The organism is Streptomyces sp. NPDC023527, assembly GCF_055560115.1.
Map to the genome: position 1 here is coordinate 465,634 of NZ_JBVHJJ010000001.1, position 23,641 is coordinate 489,274.

Sequence of the window (23,641 nt, forward strand, 5' to 3'; positions counted from 1 at the left end):
GAGCCCAGCACGCCATGACCACGCCTACCTCGACCGCAGCACCCGCCTCGACCGCACCTTCCGCATCGCCCGTCCCGACGGTCACCGACGCCACGTTCTCCACCGAGGTACTGGCCTCGGACCTCCCCGTCCTCGTGGACTTCACCGCCGCCTGGTGCAAGCCCTGCCGAGCCATCACGCCCGTACTCGCCGAGCTGGCACAGGAGGAGGCCGGCCGACTCAAGATCGTGCAGCTCGACGTGGACACCAACCCGCGGACGCAGGCCGCCTACGGCGTCCTCTCCATGCCCACGCTCATCCTCTTCCGCGCCGGCGAACCGATCAGGTCCGTGGTCGGCGCCCGCCCCAAGCGCCGCCTCCGCCAGGACCTGGCGGAGGACCTCCCCTGGATGGCACCCCGCTGACAGGTCCGTTCCCCAGCGGCTCACTCCCCTGGGCCGCCGATCCGCCCCTTCGGCAGTCATGGGCCCGCGGTTGAGGCGAATCCCGCCGTAACCACCCGAGCCCCTGACAGCCCCGCTATAGGGATCGCGACTTCTTCAGCCGGTGAACCCCGGCACCACCAGACCTGATTCGTACGCGATCACCACCGCGTGGGTCCGGTTCTGCGCACCGAGCTTGGTCAGCACATGCCCGACGTGCGTCTTCACCGTCTCCAGGCTCACCATGAGCGACTGCGCGATCTCCGGGTTGGACAGGCCGGTGGCCATCAGCCGCAGCACCTCCTCCTCCCGCTCCGTCAGCGCCGCCTTCGGCAACGCCTCGGCGGAGCCCAGCGGGCGGGCGGCGACCATCCGGCGCAGGGCCGCCGGGAAGAGGATCGCCTCCCCCGCCGCCACCACGCGTACCGCCTCGGCGATCTGCCGGACCGGAAGCCGCTTCATCCTGCAAAGCGAGTGGGACCCCGCGACGCCCCCGGCCGGCGGCCAGGCCATGCACCGGGCCCTGCGCGGATCCCGGATGGTCACCGTCATCGGCGGAGAGGGACACATCGTCAACGGCACCAACTCCTGCGCAGACAAGAGCGCCACGGTCTGCCTGACCACGGGCAGGCTCCCGGCCAAGGACCTGACCTGCCGAGCGCCAACGAAGTCGCGGCTCCTGGACCCGCGACGTCAGGCCCCCGCCATGTCCACGAAGCGGGAGTAGTGGCCCTGGAAGGCCACCGTGATCGTGGCCGTCGGGCCGTTACGGTGCTTGCCGACGATGATGTCCGCCTCGCCCGCGCGGGGCGACTCCTTCTCGTAGGCGTCCTCGCGGTGGAGAAGGATGACCATGTCGGCGTCCTGCTCGATGGAGCCGGACTCTCGGAGGTCGGAGACCATCGGCTTCTTGTCCGTGCGCTGCTCGGGGCCACGGTTCAGCTGGGACAGCGCGATGACCGGGAGTTCGAGCTCCTTGGCCAGCAGCTTGAGGTTTCGGGACATGTCCGAGACCTCCTGCTGGCGGCTCTCGGCCCGCTTGGAGCCGCCTGCCTGCATCAGCTGCAGATAGTCGATGATCACGAGCTTGATGTCGGCGCGCTGCTTGAGGCGACGGCACTTGGCGCGGATCTCCATCATCGACAGGTTGGGGGAGTCGTCGATGTAGAGCGGCGCGGCCGAGACGTCCGGCATGCGGCGGGCGAGGCGCGTCCAGTCCTCGTCCGTCATGGAGCCGGAGCGCATGTGGTGCAGGGCGACCCGGGCCTCGGCGGACAGCAGGCGCATTGCGATCTCGTTGCGCCCCATTTCGAGCGAGAAGATCACGCTCGGCAGGTTGTGCTTGATCGAACACGCGCGGGCGAAGTCCAGCGCGAGGGTCGACTTACCCATCGCGGGACGGGCCGCGATGACGATCATCTGGCCGGGGTGGAGGCCGTTGGTCAGCGAGTCGAGGTCGGTGAAGCCGGTGGGGACGCCCGACATCTGGCCGCTGCGCGAGCCGATGGCCTCGATCTCGTCGAGCGCGCCCTCCATGATGTCGCCGAGCGGGAGGAAGTCCTCGCTGGTGCGCTGCTCGGTGACGGCATAGACCTCGGCCTGCGCCTTGTTCACGATGTCGTCGACGTCGCCGTCGGCCGCGTATCCCATCTGCGTGATCCGCGTACCGGCCTCGACCAGCCGGCGCAGCACGGCGCGCTCATGGACGATCTCGGCGTAGTACTCGGCGTTGGCCGCGGTGGGGACGGTCTGGACGAGGGTGTGCAGATACGGCGCGCCGCCGACCCGGGTGATCTCGCCGCGCTTGGTGAGCTCCGCCGCGACCGTGATCGGGTCGGCCGGCTCGCCCTTGGCGTAGAGGTCGAGGACGGCCTGGAAGATCGTCTCGTGTGCCGGGCGGTAGAAGTCGTTGCCCTTGAGGACCTCGACGACGTCGGCGATGGCGTCCTTGGAGAGCAGCATGCCGCCGAGCACGGACTGCTCGGCGTCGAGGTCCTGCGGCGGTACGCGCTCGAAGCCGCCGGCCGGGCCCTGCGACCCCGAATCGCCCTGGGACCACGAGCCGCCGTCGTCGCCGCCGCGGTCGTGCCGCTCTCCACGGGACTGGCCGTCGCCCCGGCGGGGGCGGGAGACGGGGAGCCGATCGCTGGGACCGGAGTCCGCCCAGGGGTCGTCCATGGGCTCGGGGATGCTCATCCCGCCACCTCCTCCCGTCCGCGACGCGGACCTCGCCGTGCTGTTCTTTCTTACGGCACGGCTCTGACAATTAGGACGCCCGACTCCGGTTCCGACGCGTTGAGTTCGTGTCGATCTCGTAAGGTCTTTGAGGCCGGAACAGGCGGCAGGCGCCGGTCCACGGTAGGCCCGCGGGCACCGTCAGCCAATCTGGTTATCCACAGGGCATGTGGATGATGGGCCCCATCCTGTGGAGAAGTCCGTGGATCCTGTGCACGGGTCGGGGGAAACCGCTGTGGACAAACACACAATTGCTCCGCTCTCACCCGTCTGACCTGGCGTTTCACCGTCCACCGGCTGTTGAGGAGAAAAACTTTCCCGGTCAGTCGAAGATCGCGACAAACGGCGCAGAGAAGATCACCCGCAGCAGTCGGATGTAAGGGTCGCAGATCAGTTGCGGCGATTACCTGTGGAAGATTAGGTTGAGCGCATGACCAAGGCCCCCGCACGAGAACCGCACGGCGCCCGCCGCCACGACCGCGAGATCGTCGCGCTCGCCCTGCCGGCCTTCGGCGCGCTCGTCGCGGAGCCCCTCTTCGTGATGGCCGACAGCGCCATCGTCGGCCACCTCGGCACCCCGCAACTCGCCGGGCTCGGCGTCGCCGCGGCCCTGCTCACCACCGCCGTCAGCGTCTTCGTCTTCCTCGCCTACGCCACCACCGCCGCCGTCGCCCGCCGCGTCGGAGCCGGCGACCTCCCGGCCGCCATCCGCCAGGGCATGGACGGCATCTGGCTGGCCGCCCTCATCGGCGCCGCCGTCATAGCCGTCGTCCTCCCCACCGCGCCCGCGCTCATCGACCTCCTCGGCACCTCCCCGACCGCCGCACCCTACGCCGTCACCTATCTGCGGGTCAGCGCCCTCGGCATCCCCGCCATGCTCGTCGTCCTCGCCGCCACCGGCGTGCTGCGCGGCCTCCAGGACACCCGGACACCGCTGTACGTCGCCGTCGGCGGCTTCACCCTCAACGCCGTCCTCAACGTCGCCCTCGTCTACGGCGCCGGCCTCGGCATCGCCGGCTCCGCCTGGGGCACGGTCATCGCCCAGTGCGCCATGGCCGCCGTCTACCTCAGCGTCGTCGTCCGGGGAGCGCGGCGGCACGGCGCCTCCTTGCGGCCCGACGCCGCCGGGATCCGCGCCTGCGCGCAAGCCGGGGCGCCCTTGTTGGTCCGTACGCTCTCGCTGCGCGCCGTGCTCATGATCGCCACGGCGGTCGCGGCCCGGCTCGGCGACACCGCCCTCGCCGCCCACCAGGTCGTCCTGACCCTGTGGAGCCTGCTCGCCTTCGCCCTGGACGCCATCGCCATCGCCGGTCAGGCGATCATCGGCCGCTACCTCGGCGCCGACGACCCCGCCGGAGCACGCGCCGCCTGCCGCCGCATGGTCCAGTGGGGCATCGCCTCGGGCGTGGTGCTGGGGGTGCTGGTGGTGGCCGCGCGGCCGCTGTTCATCCCACTGTTCACATCCGACGCGACCGTACGGGACGCCCTGCTGCCCGCGCTGCTCGTCGTGGCCCTGTCCCAGCCCATCGCCGGGGTGGTCTTCATCCTGGACGGCGTACTGATGGGCGCCGGGGACGGCCCCTACCTCGCCTGGGCGATGCTGCTGGTCCTCGCCGTCTTCGCCCCCGCCGCGCTGCTCGTCCCCACCCTCGGGGGCGGACTCACGGCCCTGTGGTGGGCGATGATGCTGATGATGGCGGCCAGGATGCTGACCCTGTGGCTGCGGACCCGCTCGGGACGCTGGATCGTCACGGGGGCGGTACGGGCCTGAGGTCGGCTGGCCAAGTACGGGCCCGAAGCCCTGCGCTCCGGCCGAAACCCCGGAAACGGCGGAAGGGCCGCACCCCAGTGGGGTGCGGCCCTTCTTACGCTCACCGATCGCTGGGCGATCAGGCAGCGACGACCTCGATGCCGACCTTGGCAACGACCTCGGCGTGCAGGCGCACGGTGACCTGGTGCGAGCCCAGGGTCTTGATGGGCGAGCCCACCTCGACGCGGCGCTTGTCGACCTTCGGGCCACCCGAAGCCTCGATCGCCGAAGCGATGTCGGCGGGGGTGACGGAGCCGAAGAGGCGGCCGGCCTCGCCGGCGCGGGTGCTCAGGCGCACCTTGGTGCCCTCGAGCTTGCCCTTGACCTCGTTGGCCTGCTCGATCGTGGCGATCTCGCGGATCTTGCGGCCGCGGCGGATCTGCGCCACGTCCTGCTCGCCACCCTTGGTCCAGCGGATCGCGAAACCGCGCGGGACCAGGTAGTTGCGGGCGTAGCCGTCCTTGACGTCGACGACGTCACCGGCGGTGCCGAGGCCGGAGACCTCGTGGGTGAGGATGATCTTCATTTTTCGGTCACCCTTCCCTTATCGCGCGGACGAGGTGTAGGGCAGCAGCGCCATCTCACGGCTGTTCTTCACGGCCGTGGCGACGTCACGCTGGTGCTGAGTGCAGTTACCGGTCACGCGGCGGGCACGGATCTTGCCGCGGTCGGAAATGAACTTCCGCAGCATGTTCGTGTCCTTGTAGTCCACGTAAGCGGTCTTGTCCTTGCAGAACGCGCAGACCTTCTTCTTAGGCTTGCGCGGAGGCGGCTTCGCCATTGTCTCTCTCCTGTGTGATCAAGAAGTTTTTGGTGCTTCGCCCTCGGGCCGTGTGGGGCCCGGGCCCGCGAAGGGCCTAGAAGGGCGGCTCGTCCGAGTAGCCGCCGCCGGAGTTGCCGGAGCCGCCGCCCCAGCCACCGCCGCCGCCGCCCTGCTGGCCGCCGGACGGAGCGCTGGTCGCCCACGGGTCGTCGGCGGGAGCCCCGCCGCCACCCTGCTGGCCGCCGGCGGGGGCATTGCCCCAGCCGCCGCCCTGCTGCTGGCCACCACCGCTGCCGCCGCCATAGCCACCCTGGCCACCGCGACCCGCGGTCTTGGTGACCTTCGCCGTGGCGTTCTTCAGGCTGGCGCCGACCTCTTCGACGTCGAGCTCGTAGACCGTGCGCTTGACGCCCTCGCGGTCCTCGTAGGACCGCTGCTTGAGCCGGCCCTGCACGATGACGCGCATGCCGCGCTGAAGCGACTCGGCGACGTTCTCCGCCGCCTGCCGCCAGACCGAGCACGTGAGGAAGAGGCTTTCGCCGTCCTTCCACTCGTTGGTCTGGCGGTCGAAGGTGCGGGGAGTGGACGCGACGCGGAACTTCGCGACCGCCGCACCGGACGGGGTGAAGCGCAGCTCGGGGTCGTCGACGAGATTGCCGACGACCGTGATGACGGTCTCGCCTGCCATGGATGAACCTCTCGGCGGGTGTGCTGCTGGCTGCTTGCTACTCGTTGCGATGCAGCCCGATTACCTCTGAACCGCTGGGGTTCAGTGGGTCTCGGGACGGAGGACCTTGGTCCGGAGGACCGACTCGTTCAGGTTCATCTGGCGGTCGAGCTCCTTGACGACCGCAGGCGTGGCCTGCAGGTCGATGACCGAGTAGATGCCCTCGGGCTTCTTCTTGATCTCGTACGACAGACGACGACGGCCCCAGGTGTCGACCTTCTCAACCTTTCCGTTGCCCTCACGGACGACGGAGAGGAAGTTCTCGATCAGCGGGGAGACAGCGCGCTCCTCGAGATCGGGGTCGAGGATGACCATCACCTCGTAGTGACGCATGTGGAACCCACCTCCTTTGGACTCAGCGGCCACGGTCGTTCCGTGGCAGGAGGGTCGTGATGCGTGAACAACGGTATCGGCCGACACTGACAATCAGCGGAAAGTCCCTGGGTTGCCCCAGAGGACCGAAGCTGGTCTGGGCAGACACCGGTGCAGACCGTACACAGTACCCGCACTCGGGCTTCCGGTTGAAATCCGGTCGCCCGGGCACTCAATCTGGACCCATCGGGTGTGACCGGCGCTACAGTGCGCCACCTGCGTTCAGGAGGTAGCCCCATGACACAGGCAGTACGCCGACCCAACGGATCGCGCTCACTGATCCACACGGTCCTCAACAGCGACGGCAAGCCGCATCCGGTGGAGAACACCCTGGTCGCGGTCACGGTCGTGCTGGGGGCGCTCGCCGCCATCTCCTCCCTCTGGACCAGCCTCCACCTGATCAGCTCCTGGAGCGGGCTGGTGGGCATCCTCACCGGGGCCTGGGGCCAGTTCATCTCGGCCACGACGGGCGAGCGGTTCCTGCTGATCATCGGACTCGGCGCTTCGGCCTTGGGCTTCTTCATCGGCATGGCGCACGGCGGACTCTTCGGGGGGCTCGTCGGATAGCGCCGGGGCCGCTCCCCACGCGCCGGTCCCAGCCCACGCCGGGGCGCTCCGGCGCACTCCACCAGGGCTTCCCGGCCGGGTTCCGACCCGGCCGCGCGAGGCCGTGAGGCAGTACGCCCAGTCGGGCCGCTCCCCCGTCGCAGTAGGCTTCGGCGCGAGAGCCGGAGCCCCGACCCTGGGGACACACCTGCCGAGGAGCGCCCCGCATGACCCTGACCCTGAGGACAATCAGCCGAGAGCAGCATCTGGCGTACATCCAGAGCCTGCCCGCGGCCAGTCACATGCAGGTGCCGGCGTGGGCGGATGTGAAGGCCGAGTGGCGCTCGGAGAACCTGGGCTGGTTCGACAAGAACGGCCAGCTGGTCGGCGCGGGCCTGGTGCTCTACCGCCAGCTCCCCAAGATCAAGCGTTACCTGGCCTACCTGCCCGAGGGCCCGGTCATCAACTGGTTCTCGCCGAACCTCGACGACTGGATGCGGCCGATGCTGGCCCATCTCAAGCAGCAGGGCGCCTTCTCCGTGAAGATGGGCCCGCCCGTCGTGATCCGGCGCTGGGACTCCAACGCGATCAAGGCCGGCATCGCCGACCCCGACGTCAAGCGCCTGCGCGACATCGAGGCCACCCACATCGAGCCGCGCGCCTTCGAGGTCGCCGACCAGCTGCGCCGGATGGGCTGGCAGCAGGGCGAGGACGGCGGCGCCGGCTTCGGTGACGTACAGCCGCGCTACGTCTTCCAGGTGCCGCTGTCGAACCGGTCCCTCGAAGACGTCCACAAGGGCTTCAACCAGCTCTGGCGCCGCAACATCAAGAAGGCCGAGAAGGCCGGCGTCGAGGTCGTCCAGGGCGGCTACGAGGACCTGCCCACCTGGCAGCACCTCTACGAGATCACCGCCGAGCGTGACAAGTTCCGTCCGCGCCCGCTGAGCTACTTCCAGCGCATGTGGTCGGCCCTCAACACCGAGGACCCCAACCGCATGCGGCTGTACTTCGCCGTGCACGAGGGCGAGGCCGTCGCCGCCGCGACGATGCTGATCGTCGGCGGGCACGTCTGGTACTCCTACGGCGCCTCCGCCAACCACAAGCGCGAGGTCCGCCCGTCGAACGCCATGCAGTGGCGGATGCTGCGCGACGCCTACGCCCTGGGCGCGAGCGTCTACGACCTGCGCGGCATCGGTGACTCCCTCGACGAGAGCGACCACCTCTTCGGCCTGATCCAGTTCAAGGTCGGCACGGGCGGGCAGGCGGCCGAGTACCTCGGTGAGTGGGACTTCCCGCTCAACAAGCTGCTCCACAAGGCTCTGGATATGTACATGTCGCGTCGCTGATCCCGCATCCCCGTGCGGCGTCTCCGACGCTTCCGTACGTCCACGATCCGATGCCGTCAGGCATCCGACCACATCACCCAGCAGGCACAGGGAAAGGTTCCGGGACCGGCCATGGCGCTCACGCTCTACGTCGACACCGCGCGCTGGCGGGCACACCAGCAGAACATCCTCCAGCAGTTCCCGGGGATCGTCCCGGTCTGCAAGGGCAACGGCTACGGCTTCGGCCATGAGCGGCTGTCCGACGAGGCTGCGCGCTTCGGCTCGGACATCCTCGCGGTCGGCACGACCTACGAAGCGGCCCGGATCAAGGACTTCTTCAGCGGCGACCTGCTCGTGCTCACCCCCTTCCGGCTGGGTGAGGAGCCGGTGCCGCTGCCCGACCGCGCCATCCGCTCGGTCTCCTCGGTCGAGGGCGTACGCGGCCTGGTCGGCGCCCGCGTCGTCGTCGAGGTCATGAGCAGCATGAAGCGGCACGGCATCAGCGAGGAGGACCTCCCCAAGCTGCACGCCGCCATCGAGGACGTGCGCCTGGAGGGCTTCGCGATTCACCTCCCGCTGGACCGCACCGACGGCTCCGACGCCGTCCAGGAGGTCAGCAACTGGATGGAGCTGCTGCACAACGCCCGGCTGCCGCTGCACACCATGTTCGTCAGCCACCTGCGGTCCGACGAACTCGCCCGTCTCCAGCAGCAGTACCCGCACACCCACTTCCGCGCCCGCATCGGCACGCGGCTGTGGCTCGGCGACCCCGACGCCACCCAGTACCGCGGCGCGGTCCTGGACGTCACCCGCGTCTCCAAGGGCGACCGCTTCGGCTACCGCCAGCAGAAGGCCGCCGGTGACGGCTACCTCGTCGTGGTGGCCGGCGGCACCTCGCACGGCGTCGGTCTGGAGGCTCCCAAGGCGCTGCACGGCATGATGCCGCGCGCCAAGGGCGTGGCCCGCGCGGGCCTGGCGACCATGAACCGCAACCTCTCGCCCTTCGTCTGGGCGGGCAAGCAGCGCTGGTTCGCCGAGCCCCCGCACATGCAGGTCTCGATCCTCTTCGTGCCGGGCGACGTCGCGCCCCCTCAGGTCGGCGACGAGCTGGTGGCGCATCTGCGCAACACCACCACTCAGTTCGACCGTCTGCTCGACCACTGACCCACCCCCTCGGGTACGGGGCCGGAGAGCCGCTACGTCAGCGGGCGGTTCTCGGTCCCCCATCGGACACTCATGCCGTCGGTGTGCTCCGCGTGCCGTACCGGGCGCGCGGAGCCGAGGGCGAATATGTCCGGCGTCCCGTCCAGGACGCCTCCGGAGGGGTCGTCCGAACCGTCCCGGCGGACGACGTCCCGCTCGGGCATGAGGATGTCGCGGACGACGACCGCGCAGAGATACAGCGTCCCCAGCAGGTGCAGGATGATGGCCAGTTGATAGCCCTCCGTGGGCAGCCCCTGGTGCTTGTCGCCGCTTCCGGTGTAGGCCAGGTGGGACCAGATGCCGAAGAAGTACAGCCCCTCGCACAGCTGCCAGATGAAGAAATCGCGCCACTTGGGGCGGGCCAGCGCCGCGAGCGGGACGAGCCAGAGCACGTACTGCGGTGAGTAGACCTTGTTGGTGAGGATGAACAGCGCCACCACCAGGAAGGTCAACTGGGCGAAGCGCGGGCGCCTGGGCGCGTAGAGACCGAGCGCCCCTATGGCCAAGCAGCCCAGGATCATCAGCACCGTCACATAGGTGTTGGCGTTCTCCAGGGGATTTCCGGTGCGCTGGGAGATCAGGAGCCACACCGAGCCGAAGTCGATCGGGCGCTCCTGGCTGAAGGTGTAGAACTTCGCCCAGCCCTCGCGGATATGGAAGCCCGTGCCGTCATGCCTGATCATCACCGGGGCGTTCACCACCAGCCAGGCCACGACGGCGGACAGCGCGGCGGTACGGAACGCCTTCATGCGCCCGGCCCGCCAGCACAGGATCAGCAGCGGCCCCAGCAGCAGCACCGGATAGAGCTTCGCGGCGGCCGCGAGCCCGATCAGGGCCCCCGCCAGGGCGGTCCGCCTCCGTGACCACATGAGCATCGCGGCGGCCGTCAGGGCGACCGCGAAGAGGTCCCAGTTGACGGTGGCCGTCAGGGCGGAGGCGGGGGCCAGGGCGACCAGCAGGGCGTCCCAGGGGCGGCGGCGGTGCGTACGGGCCACGCAGACCGCGACGACCGCCGTGCAGGCCATCAGCATCCCGGCGTTGACGAGCCAGTTGAGCTGCTCGCGATGCTGGAGCGTCCCGCCGCCCAGGGTGAGCCGGGCGGCGACCTCCATGAACAGGCCGGTGAGGACCGGGTACTCCAGGTAGTCCATGCCGCCCGACAGCGACTGCGGGATCCGGTCGAAGTACGGGATCAGCCCCGCGTCGAAGCCGCGACCGCTGTACAGATGCGGGATGTCGGAGTAGCAGGCGTGGGTGTACTGCGTGGTGGCTCCGAAGAACCAGCCGTAGTTGTAGCAGGGGAGCTTCTGCACCATCCCGAACGCGAACATGCCGATCGCCACGAGCGCGATCACCCGCACGGGCGTCCACCAGCCCCGGCCGGGCAGGGCTCGCCGCCCCGCCGGCCCGCCGATGAGCTCGCTGCCGGCGGCGGCCACCTCGTCCTCGACGGTGGGCCGTACAAGCTGGTCGTCCCGCACGCTCCTCATGGCGACCATCCTGCCGTACCCGCCTGTGCGCCGTCCGAGCCTGTGGATAACCTCGAGGGCCGCCTCACGCGAACGCGGGACGGCCCTCGATTCGAATGGCTCAGGCAGTTGGCCCGGCCCGGTGACTCAGCAGGTCAGCCGCTGGGACCCCCGAACAGCCCACCGCCGCCGGGCCGCCCGCGGCTCGGCTCGGGCGACGGCGACGTGCCCGGGTCGCCACCGCCGGACCCGCCGATACCGCCCGGTCCACCCGTCATGCCGCCGTTCGTACCGCCGCCGTTGCCGTTCTGCTGGCACCGGCGGTCCAGCGGGTGACAGGACCTGCTCGCCGACGGGCTCGGCGAGGCAGGCTTCGACGGGGACGCCGACGGGGACGTGGACGGCTTCGCCGACGGCGTCGCGGAAGGCACCGCGCTCGGCGAGGGGCTCGCGCCGTCGCCGTAGACCTTCTCACCGATCGGCTGGGCCGGATCGAACTGCTCGATCGGCTGGCCCTTGAGCGCCTTGCCCATGTAGTCGGCGAAGATGTCCGAGGGGTACGAGGCACCGTGAATGGTCGCCTGACCGCCCACACCGCGCAGGGACAGGAACTCCTGCTTCTTGGCGTTGGGGTCGACCCGGTACATCCCGATCGCGGTCGACAGCTGGGGGGTATAGCCCGCGAACCAGGCCGAGCGGTTTCCGTCGGTCGTACCCGTCTTGCCCGCCACCGGCCGGTCGCCGAGCTGCGCGTGCGTACCCGTACCCGACTCCACCACGGTCTTCAGCACGTCGGTGACGTTGTTGGCGACCTTCGCGGAGAACGCCGGCGAGCTCTTCATCTCGTGCGTGTAAGCCGGCTTGCCGTCCTTCTCCACCTTCTCGACCGAATACGGGTCGATCTGCTTGCCGCCGGCCGCGAAGGTCGCGTACGAGCCCGCCAGCCGGATCGCGCTGGGCGCCGATGTGCCGAGCGAGAACGTCGGGGTGGTCGACGCGAGCTGGTCCTTGTCCAGACCGGCCTTGAGCGCGGCCTCCTTCACCAGATCGGTGCCGACGTCCATGCCGAGCTGGATGTAGGGCGTGTTCACCGAAAACTGCATGGCGGTGCGGAGGGTGATGGGCCCCCTGTCCTCGTCACCGTCGTTCGCCTGGTGCCATTCGCCGCCGCCGTTGTCGTCGCGCCAGACCGACCCGTTGTAATTCCTCAGCGTCACCTTGTTGTTGCCGTCGTAGATGCTCTCCGGCGAGACGAGCGTGCGCTGGCTGTCGCTCTGCTGGGCGCCAAGGCGGGGGTCCCGCTTGCCGTGCGTCATGGCGGCGGCGAGGACGAACGGCTTGAAGGTCGAGCCGACCTGCACACCGGTGTAGTCGGCGTTGTTGGTGTAGTGCTCCAGGGCGTTCTCACCGCCGTAAATGGCGACGATCTTGCCGGTCTTCGGCTCCACGGAGGCCCCGCCGAACTGCACGAACTTGTCGCGGTCGCGCACGTCGGGCTTGATATTGGCCTTGCGCACGTCCTCGACCGCCTTCGACAGGGCGTTGACCTTGTCCCGGTCGAAAGTCGTATGGATCTGATATCCGCCGTGGTCCAGCTGACTCTTGCTGATCGTGGAGTGGGCGACGATGTAGTTGTCGGCGAGGTCGGTGAGATAGCCGATCTGACCCGCGCGGTTGGTCGCGGGCTTGGGTCGCTGAGGCTTCGGGAAGCCCTTCTGCACCCAGCTGTCGCGATCCGACGACTGCATACGGCCGACCTCGACCTCACGGTCGAGTGTCCACTTCCAGCGATCCATGGCCCGCTTGGTGTTCTTCTCCGCGGTCGCCGCGGGGCCCTGACCACCATAGGGGTCGTAGAGATTCGGGCCGTTCAACGTAGCGGCCAGGAAGGCGCCCTCACTGGGCGTCAGCTGCGTGCAGTCCTTGTCGTAATACGCCCGCGCGGCGGCCTGGATGCCGTACGCGCCACGCCCGTAATAGGCGGTGTTCAGATAGCCCGCAAGGATCTCGTCCTTGTCCTTGGTGGCGCCCACCTTTATGGAGATGAGCAGCTCCGTCGCCTTGCGCTTGAGCGTCTGTTCCTGGCTGAGATAGGTGTTCTTCACGAACTGCTGGGTGATGGTGGAACCACTCTGGGTCTCACCGCCCTGCGCCATCTTCACGACCGCTCGCGCGATACCCATCGGGTCCACGCCCCAGTCGTCCTCGAAGCTGGCGTTCTCGGCAGAGATCACCGCTTCCTGCATGCCCTTGGGAATCTTCTCCAGGGGCACGATCTGCCGGTTGAGGGAGCCGCCACCGGCGACGACCATCTGCTTGCCGTCCGACCAGTAATAGACGTTCTTCTGGACCTCGGCGGCCTTCTGCGCGTCCGGCACCTGCACCACGGCCAGCGCGACGCCGACGGTGCCCAGGATCAGCCCTATGAACGTGAAGCACGCCCCGAGGACGAGCTTCCACGAGGGCAGCCAGCGCTTCACCCCGTCCTTGCCCGCGCGCGGGTAGTCGATGAAGCGCTTCTTCCCCGGACGCCCGCCGCGTCCGCGCCCTCCTCCGGAGCCCGGATCGCCCGGGCGTCTGCGCCCGCCGGCCGGGCCGGACGGGGTGGAGCGCCGGGCATCGGCCCGGCTGCCATGCTGAGTGCCTCCACCGGAATCCGGCGTGGCGGAACTGCTGGACGGTGCCGCACGGCGGCCGGGCGTCGGCTGTGCCGCGCGCCTGGCCGCGGCGCGTCCGCCGCCCTGAGGCTGCGGCGGCTTGCGGCGGTGCTCGCTCATCGAACGACTACTCCTCGGGCAGGCGCTATCGCCTGGAAGCGGCAGGTGGCTTGCGTTCCCCCCGATGCGCTGTCCGGCCGCCCCCCTGAGCAACCGGGCGCACTGCATCCAGGACGAGGACGCCTGATGGCGTCACTCGGTTCCCGGTGGTCTGCATGGCGCACAGACTACGCACGGCCAAATCGCACCCACTGGGGATCTTCACTCCAAATCAGGCAGGTTGTGTCCCACGAATCGGTGATGTGACCTCGTTCACCGTGCCCCCTCTTGTCGCAACCGGGTGGTCGTTCTATCGTCTGGATGTATCGAGTCGATACATCAGCTCGGCATACGGGACCTAAGGGACCAAGGAGGCGACACATGAGCAGACGCTCCGGCATCCTCGAGTTCGCCGTCCTGGGCCTGCTCCGCGAGTCCCCGATGCACGGCTACGAGCTGCGGAAACGCCTCAACACCTCGCTCGGGGTGTTCCGCGCGTTCAGCTACGGCACCCTCTATCCCTGCTTGAAGACTCTCGTCGCCAACGGTTGGTTGATCGAGGAGCCGGGCAGTGCTCCGGAGGACGCCCGCGCGGCGTCGCTCGCCGGACGGCGGGCGAAGATCGTCTATCGCCTGACCGCGGAAGGCAAGGAGCACTTCGAGGAGCTGCTCGCCCACACCGGCCCGGACGCGTGGGAGGACGAGCACTTCGCCGCCCGCTTCGCGTTCTTCGGGCAGACCTCGCGGGACGTACGGATGCGGGTGCTGGAAGGCCGCCGCAGCCGGCTGGAGGAGCGTCTGGAGAAGATGCGCGCCTCCCTGGCCCGTACCCGCGAGCGGCTGGACGACTACACGCTCGAACTGCAGCGGCACGGCATGGAGTCGGTGGAGCGCGAGGTCCGCTGGCTGAACGAGCTGATCGAGAGCGAGCGGACGGGGCGCGACATGCGCACCGCCTCCGCGCAGCAGGACACATCAGGAGAATCGGGCGGCACCCCCCGTGACCGGGGTAGTTCCCGGACGGATCCGTCCGACGACACCGCCAAGTGAGCCCTGCACTCCGCAGGGTTTCGTCGAGTACAAACAGGGAGCAACCGGAATGGGTTCGGTTCGCGTAGCCATCGTCGGCGTGGGCAACTGCGCCGCCTCGCTGGTGCAGGGCGTCGAGTATTACAAGGACGCCGACCCGAACGGCCGCGTGCCGGGTCTGATGCACGTGCAGTTCGGCGAGTACCACGTGCGTGACGTGGAATTCGTGGCTGCCTTCGACGTCGATGCCAAGAAGGTCGGTCTCGACCTCGCCGACGCCATCGGCGCCAGCGAGAACAACACCATCAAGATCTGCGACGTGCCGTCCTCGGGCGTCACCGTCCAGCGCGGCCACACCCTCGACGGCCTGGGCAAGTACTACCGCCAGACCATCGAGGAGTCCGCCGAGGCTCCGGTCGACATCGTCCAGACCCTCAAGGACAAGCAGGTCGACGTCCTGGTCTGCTACCTGCCCGTGGGTTCCGAGGCCGCCGCGAAGTTCTACGCGCAGTGCGCCATCGACGCCAAGGTCGCGTTCGTCAACGCTCTTCCGGTCTTCATCGCCGGTACCAAGGAGTGGGCGGACAAGTTCACCGAGGCGGGCGTCCCGATCGTCGGCGACGACATCAAGTCGCAGGTCGGCGCCACGATCACGCACCGCGTGATGGCCAAGCTGTTCGAGGACCGGGGCGTCATCCTGGACCGCACGATGCAGCTGAACGTCGGCGGCAACATGGACTTCAAGAACATGCTCGAGCGTGAGCGCCTGGAGTCCAAGAAGATCTCCAAGACGCAGGCCGTCACCTCCCAGATCCGCGACCGCGAGCTGGGCGAGGACAACGTCCACATCGGCCCGTCCGACTACGTGGCCTGGCTCGACGACCGCAAGTGGGCCTACGTGCGCCTCGAGGGCCGCGCGTTCGGTGACGTCCCGCTGAACCTGGAGTACAAGCTCGAGGTCTGGGACTCCCCGAACTCCGCCGGTGTCATCATCGACGCCGTGCGCGCCGCGAAGATCGCGAAGGACCGCGGCATCGGTGGCCCGATCCTCTCCGCTTCCTCGTACTTCATGAAGTCGCCGCCGGTGCAGTACTTCGACGACGAGGCCCGTGAGAACGTCGAGAAGTTCATCGCGGGCGAGGTCGAGCGCTAAGCGCGTCGGCACGCCTTGATCATGGGCCCCCGGGTTATCCGCCCGGGGGCCCATGCGTTGTGTGAGGCTGGGCGCCATGCCTGTTGTACGCGATCTCCGCGTCCTTCTCCGGCTGCGCGATTTCCGCCGCCTGCTCGCCGTCCGCCTGTTCTCCCAGGCCGCCGACGGCGTCTACCAGGTCGCCCTGGCCGCTTATGTCGTCTTCTCCCCCGAGAAGCAGGCTTCCCCCGCCGCCATCGCCTCCGCCATGGCCGTCCTGCTGCTGCCCTACTCGCTCCTGGGCCCGTTCGCCGGCGTGCTGCTGGACCGCCGGCGCCGCCGCCAGGTGCTGCTCCACGGCAATCTGCTGCGTACGGCGCTGGCCACGGTCACCGCCCTGCTCATCGTCGCCCGGCCCCCCGACTGGCTCTTCTACGCCTCCGCCCTGTCGGTCACCGCCGTCAACCGCTTCGTGCTCGCCGGCCTCTCCGCCTCCCTGCCCCGCGTGGTCGATTCCCGCGAGCGCCTGGTCATGGCGAACTCCCTCTCCCCGACAGCGGGCACTCTGGCGGCCACCGCGGGCGGCGGTCTCGCCCTCGCCGTCCGCCTCGTGGCCCCTGAGGGCACCGGCGCCGACGCTCTGGTCGTCCTGGTGGGAGCGGCCCTCTATCTGTGCGCCGCCCTCTGTTCCCTGACGATGCCCGTCGGCCTCCTGGGCCCGGACACCTCCGCACCGAGGGCGCCCCTGGCAACGACCCTCGCCGCCACGGTGAGCGGCCTGGCCGAGGGGTTGCGGCACCTCGCGGAGCGCGGCGTCGCGGCTCGCGCGCTGGCCGCCATGACGCTGATGCGCTTCTGCTACGGCGCGTTGACGATCACGGTGCTGATGCTCTGCCGGTACGCGTGGACCCGCACCGAGGCCGACGGGCTGGCCCTCCTCGGTCTGGCCGTCGTCGTCTCGGGGGCCGGGTTCTTCGCAGCGGCCGTGGTCACGCCGTGGGCGGTGTCCTGGCTGGGGCGCCGGGGCTGGATGCTGGCCTGCGCGGCGCTGGCGGCGATCCTGGAGCCCGCCCTGGGTCTCCCCTTCGAGCGCGTCCCCATGCTGGTCGCCGCCTTCGTCCTGGGCCTCATCACTCAGGGCGCGAAGATCACCACCGACACGGTGGTCCAGTCGACGATCGACGACCGCTTCCGCGGCCGGATCTTCTCCCTCTACGACGTCCTGTTCAACGTCGCCTTCGTGGGCGCGGCAGGGGTGGCGGCTCTGATGCTGCCGCCCGACGGCCGGTCGGCCGTGCTGGTGGTGACGGTCGCCCTGATCTACGCGGCGACCGCTGCCGCCCTGGCCTGCTTCCGCCGCCGGTGAGCAGGTCGTCCGCGGCTTCACCGGATGGTGCCGAGGGGCGGTGTTTCACGTGAAACACCGCCCCTCGGCACCGTCCACCCGCTCATGTTTCACGTGAAACCACCGGAAACAGCGGCGTGGCGAGTCAGCCCTGCGCCGCCCACCACTCCTTGAGGGCGGCGACGGCGGCGTCGCGCTCCATCGGACCGTTTTCCAGCCGCAGCTCCAGCATGTGCTTGTACGCCTTGCCGATCTGCGGGCCGGGGCCCACCCCGAGAATCTCCATGATCTCGTTGCCGTCCAGGTCCGGCCGGATCGAGTCCAGCTCCTCCTGCTCCTGGAGCCTGGCGATGCGCTCCTCCAGGCCGTCGTAGGCACGCGAGAGCGCGTTCGCCTTGCGCTTGTTCCGCGTCGTGCAGTCCGACCGCGTCAGCTTGTGCAGCCGGTCCAGCAGCGGCCCGGCGTCGCGCACATAGCGGCGTACGGCCGAGTCGGTCCACTCGCCCGTGCCGTAGCCGTGGAAGCGCAGGTGGAGCTCGACCAGCTTCGAGACGTCCTTCACCAGCTCATTGGAGTACTTGAGCTTGGTCATCCGCGCCTTGGTCATCTTCGCGCCCACCACCTCGTGGTGGTGGAAGGAGACCCGGCCGTCCTTCTCGAAGCGACGGGTCTTCGGCTTGCCGATGTCGTGCAGCAGCGCCGCCAGGCGCAGCACGAGGTCGGGGCCGTTCTCCTCGAGGTCGATGGCCTGCTCCAGGACGATGAGCGTGTGCTCGTAGACGTCCTTGTGCCGGTGGTGCTCGTCACGCTCCAGGCGCAGGGCCGGAAGCTCGGGCAGGACGAGGTCGGCGAGCCCGGTGTCGACGAGGAGCTTGAGGCCCTCGCGGGGGTGGTCGGAGAGGATCAGCTTGTTGAGCTCGTCGCGCACCCGCTCGGTCGAGACGATCTCCAGCCGGCCGGACATCTCCGTCATCGCGGTGACGACCTCGGGTGCGACCTCGAAGTCCAGCTGCGCGGCGAAGCGCGCGGCCCGCATCATGCGCAGCGGGTCGTCGGAGAAGGACTCCTCCGGGGTGCCGGGGGTCCTAAGGATCCGCGCGGCCAGGTCCTCCAGACCGTTGTGCGGGTCGATGAACTCCTTCTCCGGGAGCGCGACGGCCATCGCGTTCACGGTGAAGTCCCGACGGACGAGGTCGTCCTCGATGGACTCGCCGTAGGAGACCTCCGGCTTGCGCGAGGTCCGGTCGTACGCCTCCGACCGGTATGTCGTGACCTCGATGTCGAAGTCCGACTTGCGGCACCCGACGGTACCGAACGCGATACCGACCTCCCAGACGGCGTCGGCCCACGGCCGCACGATCTTCAGCACGTCGTCCGGGCGGGCGTCCGTCGTGAAGTCCAGATCGTTACCGAGCCGGCCGAGCAGCGCATCCCGCACCGACCCGCCGACCAGGGCAAGCGTGAACCCGGCCTCCTGGAAGCGGCGGGCGAGATCGTCAGCGACGGGGGAGACCCTCAGGAGCTCGCTCACAGCACGGCGCTGCACGTTGCTGAGCTCGTTCGTCGACGACTGGGTGAGGCTGTCATTGTTGGCGTTCGGCACAACAGAAGAGGGTACGTGGCCACACGCCCGGGGGCCTCCTCGTTACGGTCGCATGGCGACAGCAGGCACAAAGCGGGCGCAGCCCGGACAACGGGCCACGGCGGTGATCTTGCGGAATGGTCCGCGGCACTTCGTCACAGCGGGCCTCGTTACCATTCGTGGACGCACATCCGACGACCACTGACGACGACGAGGGACGGGCGAGCGCGTGGCCGAGGCGGCAGAGTTCCAGGGGACTACCTCCGCTCCTGCCTGCCGGTGGTTCCGGCACACCGTGGCACTGCTCCTCGGGGTGCTGCTGCTGGTGGGCCTGACGCAGCTGCCCGCGGCGCCCGCCGCGCACGCCGAGTCCCGTGGCTCCCGCACGGTCGGTGTCTCCGTCGACTCGCTGACGCCCGTCGCGCCGACGCAGAACGACACGATCACCGTCTCGGGCACCGTCACCAACAACGGCGGCTCGACCGTCACCGACGCCCACGTGGGCCTGCGGGTGGGTCCTCAGATCAGCGGCCGCAGTGACATCGACGACCTCGGCTACCGGACCGGCTTCTCGGCGGGCACCGACGGCTCCGAGATCGGCAAGCACACCCAGAAGATCGACAAGCTGCCTCCGGGCGTCAGCCGGGACTTCAGCATCTCCCTGCCGGCGAAGGACCTCGACCTCGGCCATGACGGCGTCTACCAGCTCGGCGTCTCCCTCTCCGGGCAGTCCGCCGATCAGCCCTACGAGCAGGTGCTCGGCATACAGCGGACCCTGCTGCCCTGGCAGCCGTCCCCCGCCGAGGGCAAGAAGACGCAGCTCACGTTCATGTGGCCGCTCGTCTCCGCGACACACCTGACCGCCCGCACCGAGTCCGACCAGCAGCAGACACCGATCTTCCCCAACGACGACCTCGCCGCCGAGCTGGCCCCGGGCGGCCGGCTGAACCAGCTCGTGGCGCTGGGCAAGAACCTCAAGATCACCTGGGTGATCGATCCCGACCTTCTCGCCACGGTCGAGGCCATGACGAAGAGCTACCGGATCGACGGTCCGGGCGGGAAGAGCGTCCCGGGCAGGGGCCAGGCGGTCGCGAAGCAGTGGCTCAGCCAGCTCCAGAACGCCGTGGGCGGCCACCAGGTGGTGGCACTCCCCTTCGGCGACCCCGACATCGCCTCGCTCGCCCACCGCGGCAAGGACGTCTCCGGCGTCCTGAGCCACCTCCAGTCCGCGACGGAGCTCGCCGCGACCACGGTCGACACCATCCTCGGCGTGAAGCCGCGCACGGACTTCGCCTGGCCGGTCGACGGCGCGGTCGACTCCTCGATCGTCGACGTGGCCACCTCGGCGGGCGCCCACAACGTGATCGCCCGCAGCGACAGCCTCCGCGAGCCCCGGGCCTCGTACACGCCCACCGCGGCCCGGCAGATCGGCGGCGGCAACACCGCGGTCGTCGCCGACGCCCGGATGTCCACGGCCTTCCAGGGCGACCTGATCCGCGCGGCGGACTCCTCGCTCGCCGTGCAGCGCTTCGTGGCACAGAGCCTCCTGGTGAACCGACAGGCCCCCGACGACGAGCGCAGCATCGTCGTCGCGCCCCAGCGCATGCCCACCACCAGCCAGGCGCAGGCCATGGCGGCGGCGATCAACGGTCTGTCGGACGGTCGCTGGACCCAGCCGCTCGACCTGGGGGACGCCGCGAAGGCCAAGCCGGACCCGTCCGCGAACCAGCAGGTGCCCGGCACCGGCTCCTATCCGGACGCGCTGCGCGAGCGGGAGCTGACCACCGAGGCGTTCGAGGAGATCCAGAAGACCCAGGGCACGCTGGACAGCTTCAAGGTCATCCTGACCTCGCAGGACCGGGTGGTCACCCCGTTCGGCAGCGCGATCATGCGGGAGATGTCCACATCGTGGCGCGGAGACCGCCGGGGTGCCGCGGAGTTCCGTGACGCGGTGCAGTCGTATCTGTTCAAGCTCACCCGCCAGGTGCAGCTGATCAAGAAGTCCGACGCCACGCTCTCCGGGCGCAGCGCCACGATCCCGGTGACGGTGCAGAACGGCCTGCTGCAGGGTATCGCCGGGCTCCGGCTCGTCCTGGAGTCCAGCCAGCCGAACCGCCTGAAGGTCGACGCCTCCCAGCCGGTCAAGATCGACGGTGGGCACAGCCAGTCGGTGAAGTTCGAGACGCGGGCCAACGCCAACGGCCCCGTCCAGGTGACGGCCCGGCTCTACACGGACGACGGCCAGCCCTACGGCGAGCCGATGCGCTTCACTGTGCATGTCACGTCGATCACCCCTATGGTGCTGCTGGTCATCGCCGGTGGCGTACTCCTCCTGGTCCTCGCGGGGCTCCGCATCTACATCCAGCGCAAGCGGTCCGCCGCCCGCCGGACGACGGACGGCGGAGAACCGGAGGGGGACGGGGGAGACTCCGGTGACAACGGCCCGGGCGACGACAAGCCCGCGCAGCCGAGTGACCCCGCCCCGGACACCGGATCGGAAAGCTCCGACCCGTCCGGCTCAGGTGAGAAAGTGGAACGTTGACGTGTAGTGGGGCCGGCCGGCCGCGGACGATGAGGTGGGGTAGCGATGAACGCGCCGTACGACGGTGACCGCGGGCAGGGCACGGGCGGTGAGCAGCGGGGACACTACCCGCCGCCTCCGCCCGGCCAGGAGTCCCGTCCGGGCCCGTACGCCCAGGATCCCTACCTCCGGGACGCGTACGCCTCCGACCCGTACCCCGAGCACGACCCGTCCGCGCAGGATCCGGTGAGCGACGCGCTGTACGACCGTGCCGCGCACCCCCCGCCGCCCGGCACGTACCAGAACACCTACCCGCTCCATCAGCAGCCGTCCGGGCCCCAGCAGGGCCCCGACCCCCAGCTGTGGGCGCCGGCCACGGCCCATCGGCCGGAGACCGCGCATCCCTACGGCGACGAGCCGACGACGCAGTTCGCCGGGGTGGGCGGGCTGGTCGGCCAGGCGTCGGAGGAGCGCCCCGAGCGGGACGCCTTCGCGCACCTGTACCGGGATCAGCAGCAGCCGTACGAGCCCCAGCGCCCGTCCGGCCAGCCGATCCCGGCCCCCGGTCATTACGCCGCCCAGTCCCCGCAGGGCCCCGCGGCCGAGCCGGGCCCCGAGCCGGAGCCCGCGGTGGTCCCCGAGGCCCCCACTGCGGCGAAGGGCGGCGGCAAGGCGGCGAGCCTGCTCAAGTCGAGCGCGGTGATGGCCGCGGGCAGCTTCGTCTCCCGCATCCTGGGCTTCGGCCGCAACCTCATCATGGCGGCCGCGATCGGCGTCGGCACGCTCAACGACAGCTACCAGGTCGCCAACACCCTGCCGACGATGATCTACATCCTGGTCGGCGGCGGCGCGCTCAACGCGGTGTTCATCCCGCAGCTGGTGCGTGCCATGAAGAACGACGAGGACGGCGGCGAGGCATACGCCAACCGGCTCCTCACCCTGGTCGTCGTGCTGATGGCGGGCGTCACCACCGTCTGTGTCCTGGGAGCCCCGCTCCTGGTCAGGATGATGATGCCGGACAACGCCTCGGATCCGGCCCAGATGGACGTCGCCGTCGCGTTCGCCCGCTACTGCCTGCCCACCATGTTCTTCATGGGTGTGCACGTCGTGCTCGGCCAGATCCTCAACGCCCGGGGCAAGTTCGGCGCGATGATGTGGACGCCGGTCCTCAACAACATCATCGTGATCGCCACCTTCGGCGCCTTCATCTGGGTCTTCGGCGGCTTCACCGCGAGCGGCATCACCCCCGCGACCATCAGCCCCGAGGGCATCCGGCTGCTCGGCATCGGCACCCTGCTCGGCCTCGTGGTCCAGGCGCTCGCCATGTTCCCGTACCTCCGCGAGACCGGCTTCCGGCTCCGCCTGAGGTTCGACTGGCGCGGCCACGGCCTCGGCAAGGCGGCCGGCCTCGCCAAGTGGACCTTGTTCTTCGTGCTCGCCAACCAGCTCGGCATGGTCGTCGTCACCCAGCTCGCCACCCGGGCGGGCGCGATCGCCGAGAAGGCACACCACTCCGGCACCGGTATCACCGCCTACAACTTCGCGCTCCAGCTCTGGCAGATGCCGCAGGCCATCATCACCGTCTCGGTCATGACCGCGGTCCTCCCCCGGATCTCCCGCGCGGCCCACGACGGCGACGTCTCGGCCGTGCGCGACGACCTCTCCCACGGGCTGCGCACCTCGGCCGTCGCAATCGTGCCCTGTGCCTTCGCCTTCCTCGCGCTCGGCATCCCCATGTCCACGCTGATGTTCTCCAGCGCCGGTACGGGAAGCGCCGTGAACATCGGTGTCATCCTGATGGCCTTCGGCCTCGGCCTGATCCCGTACTCGGCGCAGTACGTCATCCTCCGCGGCTTCTACGCGTACGAGGACACCCGCACCCCCTTCTACAACACCCTGATCGTCGCCGGCGTCAACGCGGCGGCCTCCGCGCTGAGCTTCGTCGTCCTGCCCGCGCGCTATGCGGTAGCGGGCATGGCCGCCTCCTACGGGCTTGCCTACGCCGTCGGCGTAGGCGTCGCGTGGCGCCGTCTGCGCACGCGACTGGGCGGCGACCTGGACGGCTCGCACGTCATCCGTACCTACGCCCGTCTCGCCGGCGCGTGCGTCCCCGCGGCCCTGATCGGCGGAGCCGTCGCGTACGGGATCGGTCAGGTTCTCGGCCATGGTGTTGTCGGATCGCTCGCCGCTTTGATCAGTGGTGGTCTGATCCTGATCGCCGTCTTCTACATCGCCGCGAAGCGGATGCGCGTGGAGGAGCTGACCGCCATGGTCGGTATGGTCCGCGGACGACTCGGACGCTGATTCGGGCGCCGACGGAAGCACAACCATCGCCCGCTGCCGTGTGTCGTGCATAGCGACAGACTGTGGGCACAATTGTCTTGGCTGTGGACAGCGTGCAACG

General features: G+C 69.4%; 19 protein-coding genes and 1 pseudogene. 11 read left to right on the plus strand and 9 right to left on the minus strand.

Annotated elements, in window-relative coordinates; all coding sequences use genetic code 11:
* Positions 1–14: 14 nt before the first annotated feature.
* Positions 15–404, plus strand: a complete 390-nt coding sequence (gene trxA / locus ACZ303_RS02125) for a thioredoxin (protein ID WP_467334124.1) — start codon at positions 15–17, stop codon at positions 402–404.
* Positions 405–539: 135 nt separating this feature from the next.
* Here the strand turns inward: trxA and ACZ303_RS02130 are convergent.
* Positions 540–884: pseudogene (locus ACZ303_RS02130) on the minus strand (response regulator transcription factor); the annotation flags it as partial.
* A gap of 49 nt (positions 885–933) precedes the next feature.
* On the opposite strand from ACZ303_RS02130, the gene ACZ303_RS02135 reads away from it, so the two are divergent.
* Positions 934–1,149 carry an alpha/beta hydrolase gene (locus ACZ303_RS02135; RefSeq protein WP_467334126.1) on the plus strand — a complete coding sequence of 72 codons (216 nt, stop codon included), beginning with the start codon at positions 934–936 and terminating at the stop codon, positions 1,147–1,149.
* On the opposite strand, the gene dnaB is transcribed toward ACZ303_RS02135, so the two are convergent.
* A complete protein-coding gene (gene dnaB / locus ACZ303_RS02140; protein ID WP_467334128.1) occupies positions 1,116–2,618 on the minus strand; it encodes a replicative DNA helicase in 1,503 nt (500 codons plus the stop codon). The genes ACZ303_RS02135 and dnaB overlap by 34 nt on opposite strands.
* 469 nt (positions 2,619–3,087) lie before the next feature.
* Between dnaB and ACZ303_RS02145 the strand changes: the two genes are divergently transcribed.
* The gene (locus ACZ303_RS02145) at positions 3,088–4,428 is read left to right on the plus strand and encodes an MATE family efflux transporter (RefSeq protein WP_467334130.1); all 1,341 of its coding nucleotides are present in this window, start codon (positions 3,088–3,090) and stop codon (positions 4,426–4,428) included.
* Between the two features lie 118 nt (positions 4,429–4,546).
* Here ACZ303_RS02145 and rplI read toward each other — a convergent pair whose 3' ends face one another.
* From rplI to rpsF, 4 genes are all read right to left on the minus strand, one after another.
* The gene (gene rplI / locus ACZ303_RS02150) at positions 4,547–4,993 is read right to left on the minus strand and encodes a 50S ribosomal protein L9 (RefSeq protein ID WP_467334132.1); all 447 of its coding nucleotides are present in this window, start codon (positions 4,991–4,993) and stop codon (positions 4,547–4,549) included.
* 18 nt (positions 4,994–5,011) lie between these two features.
* Entirely contained in the window at positions 5,012–5,248 is a 237-nt protein-coding gene (rpsR, locus tag ACZ303_RS02155) for a 30S ribosomal protein S18 (RefSeq protein ID WP_004950692.1), read from the minus strand.
* Positions 5,249–5,324: 76 nt separating this feature from the next.
* A complete protein-coding gene (locus ACZ303_RS02160) occupies positions 5,325–5,918 on the minus strand; it encodes a single-stranded DNA-binding protein (RefSeq protein WP_467334134.1) in 594 nt (197 codons plus the stop codon).
* Between the two features lie 81 nt (positions 5,919–5,999).
* Entirely contained in the window at positions 6,000–6,290 is a 291-nt protein-coding gene (gene rpsF / locus ACZ303_RS02165; protein WP_058045341.1) for a 30S ribosomal protein S6, read from the minus strand.
* A gap of 276 nt (positions 6,291–6,566) precedes the next feature.
* Here rpsF and ACZ303_RS02170 point away from each other — a divergent pair, with 276 nt between their 5' ends.
* The 3 genes from ACZ303_RS02170 (at position 6,567) to ACZ303_RS02180 (ending at position 9,364) form a co-directional block, all read left to right on the plus strand.
* On the plus strand, positions 6,567–6,896 hold the full coding sequence (locus ACZ303_RS02170; RefSeq protein WP_467334137.1) for a hypothetical protein: 330 nt from the start codon (positions 6,567–6,569) through the stop codon (positions 6,894–6,896).
* Positions 6,897–7,102: 206 nt separating this feature from the next.
* Positions 7,103–8,221, plus strand: coding sequence for a lipid II:glycine glycyltransferase FemX (locus tag ACZ303_RS02175; RefSeq protein ID WP_467334138.1), 1,119 nt, complete (start codon positions 7,103–7,105; stop codon positions 8,219–8,221).
* Positions 8,222–8,332: 111 nt separating this feature from the next.
* Positions 8,333–9,364, plus strand: a complete 1,032-nt coding sequence (locus tag ACZ303_RS02180; RefSeq protein ID WP_467334140.1) for an alanine racemase — start codon at positions 8,333–8,335, stop codon at positions 9,362–9,364.
* Positions 9,365–9,396: 32 nt separating this feature from the next.
* Here the strand turns inward: ACZ303_RS02180 and ACZ303_RS02185 are convergent, their stop codons facing one another.
* Positions 9,397–10,893, minus strand: coding sequence for a glycosyltransferase family 87 protein (locus tag ACZ303_RS02185; RefSeq protein ID WP_467334142.1), 1,497 nt, complete (start codon positions 10,891–10,893; stop codon positions 9,397–9,399).
* Between the two features lie 134 nt (positions 10,894–11,027).
* Positions 11,028–13,649, minus strand: coding sequence for a transglycosylase domain-containing protein (locus ACZ303_RS02190; RefSeq protein WP_467334144.1), 2,622 nt, complete (start codon positions 13,647–13,649; stop codon positions 11,028–11,030).
* A 360-nt stretch (positions 13,650–14,009) separates the two neighbouring features.
* Between ACZ303_RS02190 and ACZ303_RS02195 the strand changes: the two genes are divergently transcribed.
* The 3 genes from ACZ303_RS02195 (at position 14,010) to ACZ303_RS02205 (ending at position 17,155) form a co-directional block, all read left to right on the plus strand.
* Positions 14,010–14,678 carry a PadR family transcriptional regulator gene (locus ACZ303_RS02195; protein WP_467334146.1) on the plus strand — a complete coding sequence of 223 codons (669 nt, stop codon included), beginning with the start codon at positions 14,010–14,012 and terminating at the stop codon, positions 14,676–14,678.
* 49 nt (positions 14,679–14,727) lie between these two features.
* Positions 14,728–15,810: an inositol-3-phosphate synthase gene (locus ACZ303_RS02200; protein WP_467334148.1), complete on the plus strand. Its 1,083-nt coding sequence runs from the start codon at positions 14,728–14,730 to the stop codon at positions 15,808–15,810.
* Between the two features lie 76 nt (positions 15,811–15,886).
* Positions 15,887–17,155, plus strand: coding sequence for an MFS transporter (locus tag ACZ303_RS02205; protein ID WP_467334150.1), 1,269 nt, complete (start codon positions 15,887–15,889; stop codon positions 17,153–17,155).
* Between the two features lie 124 nt (positions 17,156–17,279).
* On the opposite strand, the gene ACZ303_RS02210 is transcribed toward ACZ303_RS02205, so the two are convergent.
* Positions 17,280–18,737, minus strand: a complete 1,458-nt coding sequence (locus tag ACZ303_RS02210) for a CCA tRNA nucleotidyltransferase (protein ID WP_467334152.1) — start codon at positions 18,735–18,737, stop codon at positions 17,280–17,282.
* Positions 18,738–18,945: 208 nt separating this feature from the next.
* On the opposite strand from ACZ303_RS02210, the gene ACZ303_RS02215 reads away from it, so the two are divergent.
* Complete coding sequence (locus ACZ303_RS02215; protein WP_467334154.1) at positions 18,946–21,258, plus strand: DUF6049 family protein; 2,313 nt, start codon at positions 18,946–18,948, stop codon at positions 21,256–21,258.
* 45 nt (positions 21,259–21,303) lie between these two features.
* Positions 21,304–23,541: a murein biosynthesis integral membrane protein MurJ gene (murJ, locus tag ACZ303_RS02220; RefSeq protein ID WP_467334156.1), complete on the plus strand. Its 2,238-nt coding sequence runs from the start codon at positions 21,304–21,306 to the stop codon at positions 23,539–23,541.
* The last annotated feature ends 100 nt before the right edge of the window (positions 23,542–23,641 follow it).